Below are 17,307 nucleotides of genomic sequence, written 5' to 3'. Positions count from 1 at the left end.
GTAGCTCAACCGAGCGCCGTTGCAGCCCCCTTGAACACCAATCCACACCCAAGGGCGAGAACCACGCAGGCCGAACCGAGCGGCAGGAACCGCCGGGTGCCGCGGCGCACCCACTCCGGACCCACGCGCCGCCCCGCGAACGCGCCCACGCGCACGACGAGGAACCCGGCGGCCGTCAGCGTCACGGCGAGCCCCACCCCGTACGCCAGCACGAGCGACAGCCCGAACCACGCCTCGCCGAGCGCGGCGGCACCGACGAGCACGACGACGGCGGACGGGCTCGGCACCAGACCCCCGGCGAACCCGAGGAAGAGCATGCCGCGCAGGCCGGTGCCGGGGGAGTGGTGGTGGCCGTGGTCGTGATGATGCGTGTGACCGTGGTCATGTGTGTGCTCGTGGCGGCCCGTCCTGCGCCGTCGCAGCCATGCCCTGCGCACCAGCAGCACCCCCGCGCCCGTGACGAGCAGCCCGCTGACCACGCCGAGCCAGGCGACCACCGAAGGACCCGCGGCGGAGCCCCCGCTCACCAGCAGGCCGAGGGCGAGCACGCCCAGGGTGTGCGTGACGGTCACGGATGCGGCGAGCGGCAGCACGTCGCGTACGGAGGCACGGCCGCGGGCCGCCGCGGTGGCGGCCATGAGTGTCTTGCCGTGGCCCGGCGCGAGCGCGTGCAGGGCGCCGAGGAGCACGGCGGTGCCGAGGGCGAGCGCCGCGAAGGCCGGGGTGAGCGGGTGCCGGCCGACGAGGCCGGTGAGGGCCCGCGCCCACCGGTCGGCTCCACGCGGCAGCACGGAGGCCACGCCGCTACCCCTCTCCTCGGGGCGGCTGTCCGAGAGGGCGGGGCCGCCCGGCGTGATCCGCAGCGACGCGGACGCGGTGTCGGGCGGGGCGGAGAGCAGCCGCTTCGGGTAGCGGGTGAGCCGCTCGGACGCGGACGTCTCCGGCACGTCGGAGCGGGTGAGGGTCGCCCGGTCGCCGCGGGCGGTGATCTCCCGCCAGCCGGTGCCGTCCCGCGCGCCGCTCCGGAACTCGACGCTCACCCCGTCCTCCCGTGGCAGGGCAGCGGTGAGGGTGCACTCCACGCGGAGGGTGTCGAGCCCCGCCTGCCCCGGCCGGACGCGGGCCCGCGCGGCGCCCAGGGTCAGCTCCGCGGCCCGTCCCGCCACGGTGACACGGGCATCGTCGGCCGCGTCCCGGCAGCGCTGCCGTGCCCAGGCGGCGCGGCCCGCCGCACGGATGCGGGGGGCGGCCTGGGCGGCGGGGATCTCGGCGAGGTCCTCCACGTGGTCGACCGTGAGGCGCCCCGGCCCGGCGACGAGTCCGTCGTACCGGCCGACGGTGAAGTTGCCCAGCGGGTGCGCGTGCGCGGTGCCGCCGGGACCGCCCAGCGCGACGACCACCCCGAGCACCACACCGGCCCACACCGCCCACAGCGTCCGGCGCCTCATGACGCGTCACCCCCGAGCGACCGCAGCGCCTCCCGCGCCTCGCGCGCACCCACCGGCGAGAACCCGGGGTTCAGCCGCAGCGCCGACGTCAGCGACTCGCGGGCGGCCGCCTTGTCCCCCACGGCCCGCTCGATCATCCCGCGGTGGTAGCGGAACGCCGCCTCCTCGAACCCCGTGGCCGTGGCGCGCCGCGCGTACCGCAGCGCCTCCTCGTCCCGCCCGTTCACGTGCAGCGCCCACCCGAGCGCGTCCGCCGTGTGGACCGTCCTGCGCCGCTCCCACTCGGCCCGCGCCGCCCGCAGCGCCGCCGCCTCGTCCCCGTGGTCGGCCGAGGCGAGCGCCGTGTCGAGGTCCGGGTCGACCCCGTTGGCGCGGGCCAGCGCGGCCCACGCGTCCACGAGTCGGTACTGCTCGCGAGCCCGCGCCAGGTCGCCCTTCGCCTCGTACAGCTCGCCGAGCGCGACGACAGGACCCGGCAGCGGCTGCCGCCCGACGACATCGCGCAGCCCGGCCACCGCCGCGGCGGTCCCGCCCCTGGCGGCCCGCGCCCTGGCCCGGCACTCCAGGGCGGGCAGATACGTGGAGTCGGCCCGCAGCGCCGCCCCGCAGTGGCGCAGCGCGGCCCCGTACTCACCCTGCCGCCACGCCAGTTGTCCGAGGGCGGTCGCCACGTACGCGATGTCGCCGGGCGCGGTCGCCCCGTCGAGCGCCCGCTCCAGGACGCGTCGCGCGGTCGCCGTGTCGCCGCGCAGCTCCCGTACGTACGCGTACCGCGTGAAGACCGGGACGCCGGGCCGCCGCTCGTCCGCCTCGTCGGCCGCGCGGGACGCCTCGCCGTAGCGCCCGAGTTCGACGAGGGCGTCGATGCGGGTGGCCAGCGCCCGTTCGCTGTACGGGTTCTCGGCGAGCGCGGCCTTGGCGTGGCGCAGGGCGCCGCGGAAGTCGTGCCGGGCGGCGGCGACGGCGGCGCGCCCCGCGAGCGCCGCGTCGTAGTCGGGGCGCAGCTCCAGCGAGCGGTCGAGGGCGCGGTCGGCGGCGCGGTAGAGGGCGGGGTCGCCGCGGGTGCGGGCCTGTTCGACGTAGGCCGTGCCGAGCGTGGCCCAGGACGTGAAGTCCTTCGGCTGGTCGCGCAGCCTGGTCCGGAGCGCCTCCACGCCCCGGTCCAGGTCGCCGCCGCGCAGACCGTCGAGCGGCGCCGCGGGTCCGACCGCTGCGGGCGTCGAACGCCCCGCCCCGTCGTCGCCGTCACCGCCGTTGACGATGACGGCGCCCGAGGTGAGCGCGAGGGCCAGTGCGACGACGGCCACGGCGCTCCGTACGGAGATGCGTGCCATGGAGAAGACCAATCGTTCGAAGAAGCGGAAGCAGAGAGGGTGAGAGGGGAAGGGGAAAGGCGCGGCCCGCAGGGGGATCAAGGTGCGGACCGCGCCCGTTCGAGGAGGAGCCCGCAGGACACCCGGTAGGGGTCCGGAAGGCGTCCGGGAGGGCTCAGACGACCCCGCCGGCCCCCCGCCTGCGCGTCCGCCACCACGCGAGCCCGAGCCCGACGAGCAGCACACCCGCGGCCCCGGCCGCCGCGGAGGCGATCAGTACCGCGTCGGACCCGCCGGACCCGTCGGACGACGACGGGGCCTGCACGTCCGCCCCGCCCCCGAGCGCGCCGCGCATCGAGGTGTTGTCGTCGCCGCCCTTGGCCGCCGGCGCGTGCGTCGGGGACGTGGGCAGTGCCAGGTACGGGAACGTCTGGCCGAACGCCCGGTCGTTCGCGTCCACCGCGTCGCCCAGGTCGTTCTTGTTGCCCACGAGTTCACCCGCGACGGCCTGCAGCTCGATGTCGACGACGTCGTCGGCGAGCCGCCGCCCGTTCGGGAATCCCGCGGTGTCCCCGTCGAGGACGCCGAGCCGCTTCGGGTCGGCCGACGGCTTGATGGAGGTGTTGAGCCGCAGGGCCTCCGCCGGGCGTACGTTCGGCGGCTGGTTGAGGTCCTTCACGCCGGTCAGGAAGACGGAGACCAGGTCCTTCCTGGGCTCGGCCGGTGCCTTGATGCCGTAGACCTTCTCCAGGAGCTTCGGCAGCTCGGGCTTCTGGACGTACGGCAGGAAGTCGGCGTCGTTCCACGGCGAGGACGCGTTGAACTTGTCCTTGTCGCGCAGCGGCACCACGAGCTCGTCGACCAGCGGGTTGCCGAGCCGCGAGACCTGCGTGTAGTCGCCCTTGGCGTTCTTGCGCTGGGTCGTCGACCAGACGCCGACGGTCGGCTGCTTGTCCGACTGGCGTATCTCGGCGGTCGGGACCTGCAGCGCGACCGAGTTCACGCTGTACCCCTTGAGGGTGTCGTCGCCGACCTGCGAGAGGTCGCCGCCGTACAGCGAGTCGAACACCTGCAGATCGAGGAAGAACGGGTCGTCGGCCTGTCCGACGTACGACGTGCCGCCGCCCGCGACCTTCCGCACCGCCTGGTCGCGGAGCTTCTTGTAGTCGGGCATCGAGGCGTCGCCCACCCGCGACGGCGCGACCGGCAGGTTGTTCGCGAGCTTCTTGGTGGAGACGACCTTCTGGTCCTTCAGCTTCAGCAGGTCGATGTCGTACGTCTGCGTGAAGTTGAGGTCGGGGTCGTCGAGGCTCGTCACCTGGCCGGTGTTGTACAGGAAGGTGTTGCCGTTCTTGACCTTGCTGTCGAACGTCCAGCGGTAGACCAGATCGCCCTGGGCGTCGCCGTCGCTGTCGATGTGTATGTCGTACTGGGCATCCTCCGGGAAGGGGTAGAAGTTGGGCCCGCCCGCCGGCTCCTCGAACGGGGTCCAGTTCGCCACGAGCGTCGTGGTGTCCGGCTTGTCGGGGCTGACGAACGCGTACACGTCCGTGTTGTCGTACTGCGGCTGACCCGAGATCAGCGGGGCCTCCCGGTGGCTGGAGGCCCGCGCGGAGCCGGGCTCCAGCGCACTCGCCCCGGCGGCTGCGAGCCCCCCGGCGGCGAGTGCGCCGCAGACCAGCGCGGCGAGGCCGCGAGGCCCCCGCCGGCTCCTGGCATGTGCTGTCATCGCATCCGTCCTTGCGTGTCCGATGAACCTGTTCCGACCCGGCCGACTGGTGCGCACGGGTCGACTGACACAGGCCATTCGGGGCCGCCGCGGGGGCGGATTGGCCCGGGTTTCCATCCGTCAGGGCGCCCGCGCCGAATGCCGGACAGCCGCACGAGCGGCCGTCAGGCGTCGGGGGACGGGGGAGCGGATGGAAGCGGACGAGTTGCTGCCGCGGGTCGCGAAAGGGGACCAGGAGGCGTTCGAGGAGCTGTACGGCCGGGTGGCGGGGCAGGTCTTCGGCCTCGTGCGCAGGGTGCTGCGCGATCACGCGCAGTCCGAGGAGGTGACCCAGGAAGTGCTCGTCGAACTCTGGCGCTGCGCTCCCCGTTTCGACCCGGCCCGCGGCCGCGCCCTGCCGTGGATCCTCACGCTCGCGCACCGCAGGGCGGTGGACCGGGTCCGCAGCGTGCGGGCGGCGGCCGACCGGGAGGCGCGGGCGGCGCGGCGCGGCGAGGGCCCCGCCTACGACCAGGTCGCCGAGGAGGTCGAGGCGGGTCTGGAGCGCGAGTGGGTGCGCGGCTGTCTCGGCAGCCTCACCGACCTGCAACGGCAGGCGGTCGTGCTCGCCTACTACGACGGCTGCACCTACCGGGAGGTGGCCCGGCGCCTCTCCGTGCCGCTCGGCACGGTCAAGACCCGGATGCGCGACGGGCTGCTGCGGCTGCGGGACTGCCTGGAAGCCGCCCTGTGAGGCCGACTTGTGGGGCCGAGGGGGCGGGAAGTCCCCCGTACGCCTGGCGTGCGCGGCCTCCGCCCCGGCGCCGCCCGCCCTGCGGAAACGGGCCGGGCTGCCCTACGCCGAACGCCCCGGCAGGTCACCGGCAGGTGTGCGTGCCCGAGCCGGTCCCTTCTCCCCGCTTCCGTCATCATCGGCGCGCCGCGAGAGGCGGAAACCGCACGTGAGATAGCCCACGTCCCGGTCCGCCCGCACGCGCGGCGAGACCGGCCTCCGCCCGCCGGAGCAGGGCGATCGGGCTCCCTCCGACCCACTGTCGGTCCCTTTGTCCAACTCGCCCTGGAATCAGTTGGATTCGGAGAGTAATCGTCAACCTCCTTACGGGGTAGGTGATTCCTGTGACCGGGATACACGCGTGTACCGATGGGGCGATAGGGTTAACCTGCCCTGGGCCGGGTGCCCTCGTACGGGTGGGGAGTGACATGGAACAGATAACAGTGCGCAGCAGGGCGCGTGTCCCTGCGATCACTTGTGGCAGCAGCGCGAGCAGCTCGCGTCTCGATCGTCACCTTTCGGTGCTGGGCGGCCCCGCCGTCCCGCAGCGCGAGGCGCACGAGGCGACGCTGCTGATGCGTGAGCTGACCTCACGTGACGCCGCGCACGCCCGCAGCAGCAGGGGTGTCCGAGTGAGCCGGGTCTCGCTCTTCGCGCCACTGCGCCGGTTGCGGCGTTCGCTGTTCGGCGGACGCTGACCGCGGGTGGTCCCCGGGACTGAACCGCCGCTCCGCGGCGGATCTTTCCCCCCACTCCGCTCCGCTCCGTAGTCACCCATCGGCCCCCGCACGCATCACCCGTGCCGCGTGCACCTTTCAAACCGCAGAGTTTCAGCCAGAACCGCATCGACCGCCGGGCCGAATCGCCCAAACTCCCCCGGTCGGTGCGGTTTTGCCGTACTTGGTTCCTGTACTCGTCGTCCGTTCGTGGTTCAGCGCGGGCCGCGCGCACAGCGCCGGACGGCGAGCGGGACGCACACCGCGAGCAGCGCGAGCGACCACAGGACCGACCCCGCCACCGGATGCGTGACCGGCCAGGCCGCGTCCGCGGGGACCGGGGCGTTGCCGAACAGGTCGCGCACCGCCGTCGCCACCGCGCTGATCGGATTCCACTCGGCGACGAGACGCAGCCAGGACGGCAGCCCGTCGGTCGGGATGTACGCGTCCGAGAGCAGCGGCAGCATGAACGTCGCGCTCCCCAGCTGCCCCGCCGCCTCCTCGCTCTGCGAGGCGAGACCCAGCAGGATCCCGACCCAGGTGGTCGCGTACCGGAAGAGCAGCAGCAGCCCGAACGCGCCCGCGGCGGCGAACGGCCCGCCCTCGATCCGCCACCCCATGGCGAGCCCGACGAGCGCCAGCGGCACGAGCCCCAGCGCGGTCGTCACCAGATCGGCGAGTGCCTGCCCGAGCGGCACGGCCGCCCTGCTCATCGGCAGCGTCCGCAGCCGGTCCATGACGCCGCGGTGGGTGTCCTGGGCGGCGGTGAACATGCCGGTCATGATGCCGTTGGCGGCGGTCGCGACGAGCATCCCCGGCACCAGGAAGGCGCGGTAGTCGGAGCCGGGCATGGCGAGGGCGCTGCCGAAGACGTAGCCGAAGAAGAGCAGGAAGACGATGGGCATCGTCTGGGTCATGACGAGGATCGCGGGCGCGTGCCGGATGCGCCGCAGATGCCGGCCGAGCATGGTGGTGCCGTCGTAGAGGATGGCGCTCATGGGGGTGACCTCCGGAGGTCGGGTCGGGACGGGGGCTTGGCGGCGGACGGACCGGCTCACGCGATGAGGCGCAGGAAGACGTCGTCCAGCGAGGGCCGCCGCAGGCTCACGTCGACCACGGGCACCCCCGCCGCGTCCAGTTCGCGGACGAGGCGCGGCAGCGTGAGCGCGGGGTCGAGGGTGATCACTCCGGCGGTGCGGGCCGCCGCGTCGAGCACGGGCTCCGCCCCCGTCAGCTGGTCCAGGACCACCGCCGCCGCGGGCAGCGCCGCGTCCTCGGCGACGACGACCTCCGCGTAACTGCCGATCCGCGCCTTGAGCTCCGCGGGTGTGCCGCGGTGCGCCGCGCGGCCGCCGTCGATCAGCACGATGTCGTCGGCCAGCTGATCGGCCTCTTCCAGGTACTGGGTCGTGAGCAGCACCGTCGTGCCCTCCCCGGCCAGCTTCCGCACGGAGTCCCAGATGGCGTTCCTGCTGTGCGGGTCCAGGCCCGTGGTGGGCTCGTCGAGGAAGAGCACGGCGGGCCGGGTGATCAGGCCGACCGCGAGGTCCAGGCGGCGCCGCATGCCGCCCGAGTACGTCCGTGCGGGCCGCTGCGCCGCCTCGGTGAGCCCGAACCGCTCCAGGAGTTCGTCGGCGCGGCCGCGCGGCGCCCGCAGCAGCCGGGCGAAGAGGCGCAGGTTCTCGCGGCCCGTCAGGTCGCCGTCGACGGACGCGTACTGGCCGATGACGCCGATCTGCCCGCGGACCGCCGCCGCGTCCCGCACCACGTCGTACCCCGCCACCCGGGCGGTCCCGGCGTCGGGTGTCTGCAGGGTCGTGAGCACCCGCACCGCCGTGGTCTTGCCCGCGCCGTTGGGGCCGAGGAGTCCGCAGACGGTGCCCGCGGGAATGGCCAGGTCCAGGCCGCGCAGCGCGCGGACGGCGGTGTCGCCGGAGCCGAAGCGCTTCTCCAGACCCTCACTAAGTACAGCGTACGTAGAAGTCATGTGCTGCACGGTACCTCACTACGTACGCTGTACGTAACTAACATGGTGGGCGAGGTGATGATCAATGGCGGGCCGAGCGGCCACTCCCGAAGTGATCTGGGCGCGCCCCGAGCGTGCGGGCCGCGGCCCCAAGCCCGCGTACAGCAGGGCCGACATCGCGGCGGCGGCCGTCCGCATCGCCGACGCGGACGGCATCGACGCGGTGTCCATGCGGCGGGTGGCGGCGGAGCTGGGCTGCGGCACGATGTCGCTGTACAACTACGTGCCGCGCAAAGAGGACCTGTACGAGCTGATGGTCGACGCGGTCAGCGGGGAGTACGAGCTGGCGGCGGACGCCGAGGGCGGCGACTGGTACGACGGGATGCTCGGCCTCGGCCGGCAGACCCGGGCCATCCTGCACCGGCACCCGTGGCTCGTGCGCGTGATGTCGACGGTCCACGGCTCCAGCCCGAACGCGCTGCGCTACCTGGAGCACTGCCTCGGTGTCCTGGAGCGCCTCGACGCGCCCTACGGTACGAAGATGGAGCTCATCGCCATGGTCAACGGCACGGCGATGACGTCCGTGGCCAACGAGATCGCCGCCGCCGAGCGCACCAGGGGCCTGCCCTGGTCGCCGGAGCAGGAGCAGGAGGTGCGGTCCGCCTATCTGGCCGGGCGGCTGGCGGGCGGGGCGTATCCGCGGCTCGCGGGGATGATGGCGCAGGCGCCGCCGCCGGGGAACGCGGACGAGAGCTACGAGCGGGCGCTGCGCAGGCTCCTCGACTCGTTCCGTTCGGAAGGCCGAAGGGACTAGAGACTAGAGCAGGGCGAACTGGCCGTCCGGGCCCTCTTCGTGGTGGTCGAGGACGGATGCGGGGCGGCGGGCGGTGTCGGGTACGGGCAGGATGCCCGCGTCGTGCAGTTCGGGACCGGTGACCGCGGCTTCCGGGGGCGACCTCAACTCCTCCTGCTCGGGGGAGAGTTCCGCGAGCAGGGCCAGCACCGTGATGAGTTCCAGGAGTTCGGACGTCCACGTCTGGGGCCACGCCGTGGGGCGGATCGCCTCCAGCGTGCCCGCCTCGCCCGCCTCCGTGCGCTGCGCGAACCAGCGCTCGACCACGCGTACGCCGCTCACCTCGTACTCCCACGCCTCCCGCGGCACCGGCGAGATGACGCCCTCGTCGCCGACGTACAAGATCTGCTCGTCGGCGTCGTACGACAGGGCGGCGGGGCGGGCGGGCAGCGGTGCCCTGACGTACGGCCTGCGGCCGCCGGGCAGCTTCGGGCGCTCCCCGTTGCCGCGCAAGTGGAGCCGGAGCAGGCGTCGGCCGAGTGCCACGCCGCGCGTCCAGACGTCGGCGTCGCGGGTGAGCGGCACCCGGCAGCCCGCCGCGGAGCCGGTGCCGGTGGCGAGTACCCATGCGAGGAGGTCGCGTGCGGTGACCTCGTGGCTGCCGAGGACGTTCGAGAGGTGGGCGAGCAGGCCCGGGGCCACGTTGGGCTCCCGGCCTCCGGGGCGCCGGAACAGGGGGCGTATCCGTCCCGGGCGCCCTGCCGGGGAGCGGCCGTCCGGGAGGACGAGGGACGCGAGGACGGCGGGGCCCGCCGCCCCGGGAACGTAACCCTGCTCGACGGCGAAGAGCTGGCCCTCGCCCGCCACCCGCCACAGCTCGGGGCGGGCGACGTCGATGAGGCGGTGGTCCGGGATCAGCCACTGCTCGTCGAAGGGGCCGTGCAGGACGCGCACGGGCTCGGGGCAGGGTCCCGCCTCCCTCGCCAGGCGGCCCGTGCCGCCGCCGTGGCCGGGCAGCTGGGCGACCGCGGTGTGCAGGGTGCGGGCGCGGGTGGGGCGGAAGAGGGCCTCGCGGTCCGGCCCCGCGGCGCGGACGAAGGCGTTCCAACGGGCTTGCAGGGATGCCGGGTCCGGGCCCATCGGCCACCCGCGGCCCGGCCGGAGCGGTGCGACGGACCACGGCATGAGGTCCGCGAGCAGCGGCGCTTCGTCGTGCGTCACGCCCGGCATCGTACGACGTGTCCGCCCGGTCACGTCACGTCGCGTCGAGCGTGACCGAGAACGAGAAGCGGTCGCCGCGGTAGTGGATGCGGGCGACGTCCAGGGTGCGGCCGTCCTCGTCGTACGTGATGCCGGTGTAGTGCAGGATCGGGCTGAGCAGCGGCACTTCGAGGAGCCGCGCGGTCTCCGGGTCGGCGAGCGTGGCCTCGACGGTGTCGGTGATACGGCTGATGCGGACGCCCACCACGTCGCGCAGGACCTTCGTCATGGGCCAGCGCACGAGGTCGTCCAGGTCGATGCGGGACGCCAGTTCGGGCCGGATGTAGTTGCGGGCGTGGTTGGTGGGCTCGCCCGTCTTCTCGTCGCAGCGCAGCCGGTGGTACGTCGCGACCTCCGCCGAGCCCGGGAAGTGCCCGGCGAGGTCGGCGGGGGGCGTGGCGGCGCCGTGGCCGAGGAGGCGGGTGGTCATGCCCGACTGCTGGGCCACGATCGCGTCGACCGAGCCGAGCAGGCGGACGGGGGCGCCGCGCCGCGCGCTCGGCTCGATGAAGGTGCCGCGCCGCCGGTGGCGGGTGATGAGACCCTCGTCCTCCAGCTCCTTGAGCGCCTGCCGCATGGTCAGCACGCTCACCCCGTAATGCCCCGCCAGCTGCTCCTCGGTGGGCAGCCGGAGCGGGGCATCGGGGGAGCGGCCCAGTATCGAGGCGCGCAGGGACTGCGACACCTGATACCAGAGCGGCAGCTTCCGATTCAGGACGATCGAGTCCGGGGCGAAAGCGGTCACAATCTCTCCGAATCAGGTGGCGTCGCGTCAGTTGCGGAAGTGGCGCTCCAGACCCTGCCATACGTCGTCGTAGCCGCGCTGCAGGTGGGACGCCCCGGCCGCCTGTTCCGTCGCCGTCACCGGCCACCGCGTCTCGAACATGAAGGCGAGACCGTCGTCGATCTTCTGCGGCTTCAGCTCCGCGGCGGACGCCTTCTCGAACGTCTCGCGGTCCGGGCCGTGCGCCGACATCATGTTGTGCAGCGAGCCGCCGCCGGGCACGAAGCCCTCCGCCTTGGCGTCGTACGCACCCTCGATCAGGCCCATGTACTCGCTCATCACGTTCCGGTGGAAGTACGGCGGACGGAACGTGTCCTCGCCCACCAGCCAGCGCGGCGCGAACACCACGAAGTCGACGCCCGCGAGGCCCGGGGTGTCGGACGGCGAGGTGAGCACGGTGAAGATCGACGGGTCCGGGTGGTCGTAGCTGATCGAGCCGATCACATTGAAGCGGTGCAGGTCGTAGACGTACGGGACGTGGTTGCCGTGCCAGGCGACCACGTCGAGCGGCGAGTGGTCGTACGTGGCGCGCCACAGGTTCCCGCAGAACTTGTTCACCACCTCCACCGGGCCCTCGACGTCCTCGTACGCGGCCACGGGCGCCCGGAAGTCACGCGCGTTGGCGAGCCCGTTGGCACCGATCGGGCCGAGGTCGGGGAGCTGGAACGGGGCGCCGTAGTTCTCGCACACGTACCCGCGGGCGCTCGCGTCGAGGAGCTCCACGCGGAAGCGGACGCCGCGCGGAATCAGCGCGACCTCGCCGGGCTCGGCGTGCAGCAGCCCGAACTCGGTGCGCAGGAGCAGCCCGCCGCGCTCGGGCACGATGAGCAGCTCGCCGTCGGCGTCGCTGAACACCCGTTCCCGCATCGAGGAGTTGGCGTGGTACAGGTGAATGCCCATGCCGGTGCGCTGCGTCGCGTCGCCGTTGCCGCCCAGCGTCCACAGGCCCGCAAGGAAGTCCGTGCCGGGCGCGGGCTCGGGGAGCGGGTTCCAGCGCAGCCGGTTCGGGTCGGGCACCGACTCCGCGAAGGGGGCCGTGCGGAGCGCTCCGTTGTCGGCGCGGGTGAACCGCGGGTGCGCGGCCGAGGGGCGGATGCGGTACAGCCACGAGCGGCGGTTGTGCGCGCGGGGCTCGGTGAAGGCGCTGCCGCTCAGCTGCTCGGCGTAGAGCCCGAGGGGCGCGCGCTGCGGGGAGTTGCGGCCGTGCGGCAGTGCGCCGGGCACGGCTTCGGAGCTGTGTTCGTTGCCGAAGCCGGAGAGGTAGGCCAGCCCTTCGGCGGTCTTGCGTGCGTCTGCGTCGTACGCGTCCGTCCGGTCCGCGTTGCCTGCGTGGTCCCCGCTCATCACACCGCTCCCTCATCAGTGATTCCTATGGGACACCGTAGGATTCACTTTTTCCTTCCGCAAGAGGAAGCGGGAATGTGAGCGATGCTCTACTCTCCCGGAATGCCCCACCCGAACCCGTCCCAGGACCCGTCCCAGGACCTGTCGCAGGGCCCGTCCCCGGACCCGTCGCAGGGCCCGTCCCGCGACTCGCGGCCAGGCCCCCGTGCCCAGTCGTCCGCCATGCGCCGCCTCCCCGTGCAGGAGCGCAGCGCGGAGCGCCTGACGCGGATCCTCGACGCCTGCGCCGCCGTCCTGGACGAGACCGGCTACGACGGCCTCACCACCCGCGCCGTCGCCCAGCGCGCCGGCGTCCCCATCGGCTCCGTCTACCGCTTCTTCGGCAACAAGCGGGCCCTCACCGACGCGCTGGCCCACCGCAACCTCGACGCGTACGCCGAACGAGTGGCCGCCCGCGTCACCGGCATCGAGCACGGCGACTGGCGCGGCGCCGTCGACGCGGCCTTCGACGAGTACCTGGTGATGATGCGCACCGTCCCCGGCTTCGGCCTCGTGGACTTCGGCGTCCCCTCCGCACCGGACGCGATGCCCGACGCCAACTCGCAGGTCGCCGACCGGGTGGCCGCCCTGCTCGCCCTCCACCTGAACCGCCCGCTCGACGCCGCGCTGCGCCGCACCATCCTCGTCGGCGTCGAGGCGGTCGACGCGGTCCTCCAGCTCGCCTTCCGCGCCGACCCGTCGGGGGACCCGGCACTCGTCGACGAAGCGCGGATCCTGCTCCACGCCTACTTCGCGCGGTCCCTGGACTGACTCCTGGACGTCCCCGAGACCCAGCCGTGACCAGGAGTTTTGCGCTTATTGCTCGCGCGTCAACATCTTGTTAACGCTTGATGGCGAGTCCTAACGTCGTCCGGACCGCCAGACCTGGTGGGAGTTCGATGGTGAACGTTAGGTAGCCCCCATGCTGACAATCCTCGGATTCGTCATGATCGCCACCTTCCTGGTGCTGATCATGATGAAGAAGATGTCGCCGATCGCGGCACTGGTGCTGATCCCCGCGCTCTTCTGCGTGTTCGTAGGAAAGGGAGCCCATCTCGGGGACTACGTCCTCGAAGGCATCGGCAATCTCGCGCCCACGGCGGCCATGCTCATGTTCGCCATCGTGTACTTCGGCGTCATGATCGACGTCGGCCTCTTCGACCCGATCGTCCGGGGCATCCTGCGCTTCTGCAAGGCGGACCCGGTGCGCATCGTGGTCGGCACCGCCGTGCTCGCCGCGATCGTCTCCCTCGACGGCGACGGCTCGACGACCTTCATGATCACGGTCTCGGCGATGTATCCGCTGTACAAGCGCCTCAAGATGAGCCTCGTCGTGATGACGGGTGTCGCCGCGACCGCCAACGGCGTCATGAACACCCTGCCCTGGGGCGGCCCGACCGCCCGCGCCGCGACCGCGCTCAAGGTCGACGCCTCCGACATCTTCGTACCGATGATCCCGGCGCTCGCCATGGGCCTCGTCGCCGTCTTCCTCCTCGCGTACGCACTGGGTCTGCGCGAGCGCAAGCGGCTCGGCATCCTCTCGCTGGACGAGGTCCTGGAGAAGGAGACGGCCGGGGAGACGGTCCTGGTGGGTACGGCAGGTGGTGACGGGCGTACGTCGCTCACCAAGAACACCACCGGAGATGCGGGCGGCGGCACCGACGCGGACGCACCCAGGAGCGACAGCGGCAGCCACGGCGACAGCGAAGGCGACGACGACGGCTTCCAGGGCCTCGACCCCGACCGCCCCACCCTCCGCCCCAAGCTCTACTGGTTCAACGCCGCCCTCACCGTCCTCCTGCTCACCGCCATGATCATGGAGTGGCTGCCGATCCCCGTCCTCTTCCTGCTCGGCGCCGCGCTCGCCCTCACCGTCAACTTCCCGCACATGCCCGACCAGAAGGCCCGCATCGGCGCCCACGCCGAGAACGTCCTCAACGTCACCGGCATGGTCTTCGCGGCCGCCGTCTTCACCGGCGTGCTCCAGGGCACCGGCATGGTCGACCACATGGCCGACTGGCTCGTCGACGCCATCCCCGAGGGCATGGGACCGCACATGGGCCTGGTCACCGGGCTGCTCTCCATCCCGCTCACCTACTTCATGTCCAACGACGGTTTCTACTTCGGCGTCCTGCCCGTCCTCGCCGAGGCCGGGCAGGCGCACGGCGTCGGCACCCTGGAGATCGCCCGCGCCTCCATCGCCGGACAGGCCCTGCACATGTCGAGCCCGCTCGTGCCCGCCGTGTACGTCCTCGTCGGCATGGCCAAGGTCGAGTTCGGCGACCACACCAAGTTCACCGTCAAATGGGCCGTGCTCACCTCGCTGGTGGTGCTCGGCGCCGGAATCCTCTTCGGCATCATCTGATGCCGAACGCGTCGTCCGGGCCCGGTGGCAGGGGCTGGCTGCTCCGTCTCGTCATCGCCTTCAGCTTCGCGCAGGGGGCGGTGTCGATGGCGCGGCCCGCCGTCTCCTACCGGGCCCTCGCCCTTGGCGCGGACGAGCGCGCCATCGGCGTCATCGCGGGTGTCTACGCCCTGCTCCCGCTCTTCGCCGCCGTACCGCTCGGGCGCCGGACGGATCACGGACGGTGCGCGCCGCTGCTGCCCGTCGGCGTCGTGCTCATCTCCGGCGGCTGCGCCCTCAGCGGCGTCGCGGGCTCGCTCACCGCGATGGCGGCGTGGAGCGGTGTGATGGGGCTCGGACACCTCTGCTTCGTGATCGGCGCGCAGTCGATCGTCGCCCGGCAGTCCGCGCCCGCCGAACAGGACCGCAACTTCGGCCACTTCACCATCGGCGCCTCCCTCGGCCAGCTGGTCGGGCCGATCGCCGCCGGAGCGCTGATCGGCGGCGACATGGACCGTACGAGTGCGCTCGCCCTGCTCGTGTCGGCGGCGGTCGGCGCCGTCTCCCTCGCCTCGCTCTGGCGCATCGAGCACAGGCGGCCGCGGTCCGCCGCCCCGGAGCGTGCCGGGCGCGTCCCGGTCCTCGGCATCCTGCGCACCCGGGGCGTGCCCGCGGGCATCTTCATCAGCCTCGCCGTGCTCTCCGCGACGGACATCCTCACGGCGTACCTGCCGGTGGTCGGCGAGCATCGGGGCATCGCGCCCGCCACGGTGGGGCTGCTCCTGTCCCTGCGGGCGGCGGCGACCATCGCCTGCCGCCTGGTGATGACGCCCCTCATCCGGCTCCTGGGCAGGACGGTCCTGCTGACCACCACCTGCCTCCTCGCCGGGCTGCTCTGCGCGGGCATCGCGCTGCCGCTGCCGGTGTGGGGCCTCGCGCTGGTGCTCGCGGTGCTCGGCTTCTGCCTCGGCGTCGGGCAGCCGCTCTCCATGACGACCGTCGTCCAGGCGGCACCGGACGGCGCGCGCTCCACGGCGCTCGCGCTGCGGCTCACCGGCAACCGGCTCGGGCAGGTCGCGGCGCCCGCTGCGGCGGGCCTGATCGCGGGCGTCGCGGGTGTGGCGGCGCCGTTCGTGATGCTGGGCGGGCTGCTGTTCGCCGCGGCGGGGCTCGGCGTACGGAAGCGCCCCGGAGGCGGCGCCGGCCGCCTCCGGGGCACTGCTGACCGTGTCGAGCGGAGTGTTACGAGACGATCTTGAGCAGCTTGTTCGGCGACCCCGAGCCGGGGCTGGTCACCACGTTCGGCGTGGCACCGTTCACCAGCGCCGAGGAGACCTGCGACGGCGTGGCCGAGGTGTGGCCCGCGAGGTAGACGGCGGCGGCGCCCGCGACGTGCGGGGTGGCCATCGACGTACCGGAGATGGTGTTGGTCGCCGTGTCGCCGGTGTTCCAGCCCGCCTTGATGTTCACGCCGGGCGCGAAGATGTCCAGGACCGAGCCGTAGTTGGAGAAGCTGGCGCGGGCGTCCGTGTTGCTGGTGGCGCCGACCGTGATGGCCGCGGGCACGCGGGCGGGCGAGGTGTTGGCGGCGTTGGTGTTGGCGTTGCCCGCCGCGACCGCGTAGGTGACGCCGTCGGCGATGGACTTCTTCACCGCGTTGTCGAGCGTGGTGGACGCGCCGCCGCCGAGCGACATGTTGGCCACGGCGGGGGCGCCCGCGGCGTGGTTGCTCGTCACCCAGTCGATGCCCGCGACGACACCGGCGGTGGTGCCGGATCCGTTGTTGTCGAGCACGCGGACGGCCACGATCTTGGCCTTCTTCGCGACGCCGTACGTCGTGCCCGCGATGGTCGTGGCGACGTGCGTGCCGTGGCCGTTGCCGTCCTGGGCGGTGTTGTCGCCGTCGACGGCGTCGTAGCCGTTCACCGCGCGGCCGCTGATCTCGGAGTGCGTGATCCGCACGCCGGTGTCGATGACGTACGCGGTGACGCCGGAACCGGCGCTGTCCGGGTAGGTGTAGGTGCCGGACAGCGGCAGCTTCGTCTGGTCGATCCGGTCCAGGCCCCAGGGGGCGTTGGACTGGGTCGCGTCGACGTGGAGTCTCTGGTTCTGCTCGACCGAGGCGACGGCCGGGTCGGCGGCGAGTCTCCGCGCCTCCGCGGCGCTCAGCTTCACGGAGTAGCCGTTGAGCGCGGACTTGAAGGTCTTCTGCACCGAGCCGCCGTACTCGGCTATGAGGTCCTTGCCCTGGCTCGTGGCGGCCTTGAGGCCGGAGCCGTCCTTCAGCGTGACGAGGTAGCTGCCCTTGACCGCGTCGGCGGAGCCCGCCGCGATCACGTGGCCCTCGGCGGGCGCGGCCTGGGCGGGCAGGGCGGTGACCGCACCGAGGACGGCGGCGGCGGTGGCGGTCGAGATCGCGGCGGCGATCACAGTCTTCTTGCTGCGAAGCATGGCCATTACGAGGGAGTCCTCCTCATAGGCGGCGTGCCCGGGGTGGGGCGACGCGACTGTGGGGGGTGCGCGCGGAATCGCACACACAGATGGGAGCGGTGTGTGCCGCTCCCGTCGCGATCAGTAGCGTGGCCGCTCCACCCGTCCCGGGCAAGAGAGTTGACGCCTTGTCATGCCACTTTCACGTTTCTGAAACCGAATACGGGCCGAATGCGTGGGGTGTGTCCGGAAAACGGCTCGCGGCGGCGCGGGGTGCGTGTGCCGGGCACGCACCCCGTACTGTCCGCTGGGCGGACAAATCGCTGGTCGGAGGCCTTGCGCAGGCCTTAAGACGAGCTGGAGCGGAGC

15 protein-coding genes are annotated in these 17,307 nt (G+C 72.8%); 6 read left to right on the top strand and 9 right to left on the bottom strand.

Going from position 1 to position 17,307, the window contains the following annotated elements; translation table 11 throughout:
- Positions 1 to 5: 5 nt before the first annotated feature.
- From NOO62_RS08875 to NOO62_RS08865, 3 genes are all read right to left on the bottom strand, one after another.
- On the bottom strand, positions 6 to 1,448 hold the full coding sequence (locus tag NOO62_RS08875; RefSeq protein WP_268770347.1) for a nickel transporter: 1,443 nt from the start codon (positions 1,446 to 1,448) through the stop codon (positions 6 to 8).
- Entirely contained in the window at positions 1,445 to 2,782 is a 1,338-nt protein-coding gene (locus tag NOO62_RS08870) for a tetratricopeptide repeat protein (RefSeq protein ID WP_268770346.1), read from the bottom strand. Before NOO62_RS08870 ends, NOO62_RS08875 begins: the two co-directional genes overlap by 4 nt.
- A 154-nt stretch (positions 2,783 to 2,936) precedes the next feature.
- Positions 2,937 to 4,490 (bottom strand): DUF4331 domain-containing protein, encoded by a 1,554-nt coding sequence (locus tag NOO62_RS08865; protein WP_268770345.1) that lies wholly within the window; start codon positions 4,488 to 4,490, stop codon positions 2,937 to 2,939.
- Positions 4,491 to 4,590: 100 nt separating this feature from the next.
- Between NOO62_RS08865 and sigK the strand changes: the two genes are divergently transcribed.
- Both sigK and NOO62_RS08855 read left to right on the top strand, forming a co-directional pair.
- A complete protein-coding gene (sigK, locus tag NOO62_RS08860) occupies positions 4,591 to 5,223 on the top strand; it encodes an ECF RNA polymerase sigma factor SigK (protein ID WP_398979638.1) in 633 nt (210 codons plus the stop codon).
- A gap of 467 nt (positions 5,224 to 5,690) precedes the next feature.
- Positions 5,691 to 5,960 (top strand): hypothetical protein, encoded by a 270-nt coding sequence (locus NOO62_RS08855; protein WP_268770344.1) that lies wholly within the window; start codon positions 5,691 to 5,693, stop codon positions 5,958 to 5,960.
- Positions 5,961 to 6,193: 233 nt separating this feature from the next.
- Here NOO62_RS08855 and NOO62_RS08850 read toward each other — a convergent pair whose 3' ends face one another.
- Positions 6,194 to 6,976, bottom strand: a complete 783-nt coding sequence (locus NOO62_RS08850) for an ABC transporter permease (protein ID WP_268770343.1) — start codon at positions 6,974 to 6,976, stop codon at positions 6,194 to 6,196.
- 56 nt (positions 6,977 to 7,032) lie between these two features.
- Positions 7,033 to 7,965, bottom strand: a complete 933-nt coding sequence (locus NOO62_RS08845; RefSeq protein WP_268770342.1) for an ATP-binding cassette domain-containing protein — start codon at positions 7,963 to 7,965, stop codon at positions 7,033 to 7,035.
- A gap of 64 nt (positions 7,966 to 8,029) precedes the next feature.
- Between NOO62_RS08845 and NOO62_RS08840 the strand changes: the two genes are divergently transcribed.
- A complete protein-coding gene (locus NOO62_RS08840) occupies positions 8,030 to 8,758 on the top strand; it encodes a TetR/AcrR family transcriptional regulator C-terminal domain-containing protein (protein WP_268770341.1) in 729 nt (242 codons plus the stop codon).
- Positions 8,759 to 8,761: 3 nt separating this feature from the next.
- On the opposite strand, the gene NOO62_RS08835 is transcribed toward NOO62_RS08840, so the two are convergent.
- The 3 genes from NOO62_RS08835 to hmgA are packed head-to-tail and all read right to left on the bottom strand — an operon-like array spanning position 8,762 to position 12,125.
- Positions 8,762 to 9,967 (bottom strand): type ISP restriction/modification enzyme, encoded by a 1,206-nt coding sequence (locus NOO62_RS08835; protein WP_268770340.1) that lies wholly within the window; start codon positions 9,965 to 9,967, stop codon positions 8,762 to 8,764.
- A gap of 25 nt (positions 9,968 to 9,992) precedes the next feature.
- Positions 9,993 to 10,742 (bottom strand): GntR family transcriptional regulator, encoded by a 750-nt coding sequence (locus NOO62_RS08830; protein ID WP_268770339.1) that lies wholly within the window; start codon positions 10,740 to 10,742, stop codon positions 9,993 to 9,995.
- Positions 10,743 to 10,769: 27 nt separating this feature from the next.
- A complete protein-coding gene (hmgA, locus tag NOO62_RS08825; RefSeq protein WP_268770338.1) occupies positions 10,770 to 12,125 on the bottom strand; it encodes a homogentisate 1,2-dioxygenase in 1,356 nt (451 codons plus the stop codon).
- 222 nt (positions 12,126 to 12,347) lie between these two features.
- On the opposite strand from hmgA, the gene NOO62_RS08820 reads away from it, so the two are divergent.
- The 3 genes from NOO62_RS08820 (at position 12,348) to NOO62_RS08810 (ending at position 15,767) form a co-directional block, all read left to right on the top strand.
- Entirely contained in the window at positions 12,348 to 12,935 is a 588-nt protein-coding gene (locus tag NOO62_RS08820) for a TetR/AcrR family transcriptional regulator (RefSeq protein ID WP_268775523.1), read from the top strand.
- A gap of 151 nt (positions 12,936 to 13,086) precedes the next feature.
- Positions 13,087 to 14,529, top strand: coding sequence for a CitMHS family transporter (locus tag NOO62_RS08815; RefSeq protein WP_268770337.1), 1,443 nt, complete (start codon positions 13,087 to 13,089; stop codon positions 14,527 to 14,529).
- On the top strand, positions 14,529 to 15,767 hold the full coding sequence (locus NOO62_RS08810) for an MFS transporter (protein WP_268770336.1): 1,239 nt from the start codon (positions 14,529 to 14,531) through the stop codon (positions 15,765 to 15,767). Before NOO62_RS08815 ends, NOO62_RS08810 begins: the two co-directional genes overlap by 1 nt.
- Here the strand turns inward: NOO62_RS08810 and NOO62_RS08805 are convergent.
- Entirely contained in the window at positions 15,751 to 16,965 is a 1,215-nt protein-coding gene (locus tag NOO62_RS08805) for a S8 family peptidase (RefSeq protein WP_268770335.1), read from the bottom strand. The genes NOO62_RS08810 and NOO62_RS08805 overlap by 17 nt on opposite strands.
- Between the last annotated feature and the right edge of the window lie 342 nt (positions 16,966 to 17,307).

It is taken from the genome of Streptomyces sp. Je 1-369, assembly GCF_026810505.1.
Lineage (GTDB): Bacteria > Actinomycetota > Actinomycetes > Streptomycetales > Streptomycetaceae > Streptomyces.
This window is presented reverse-complemented; position numbering and strand designations above follow the sequence as displayed.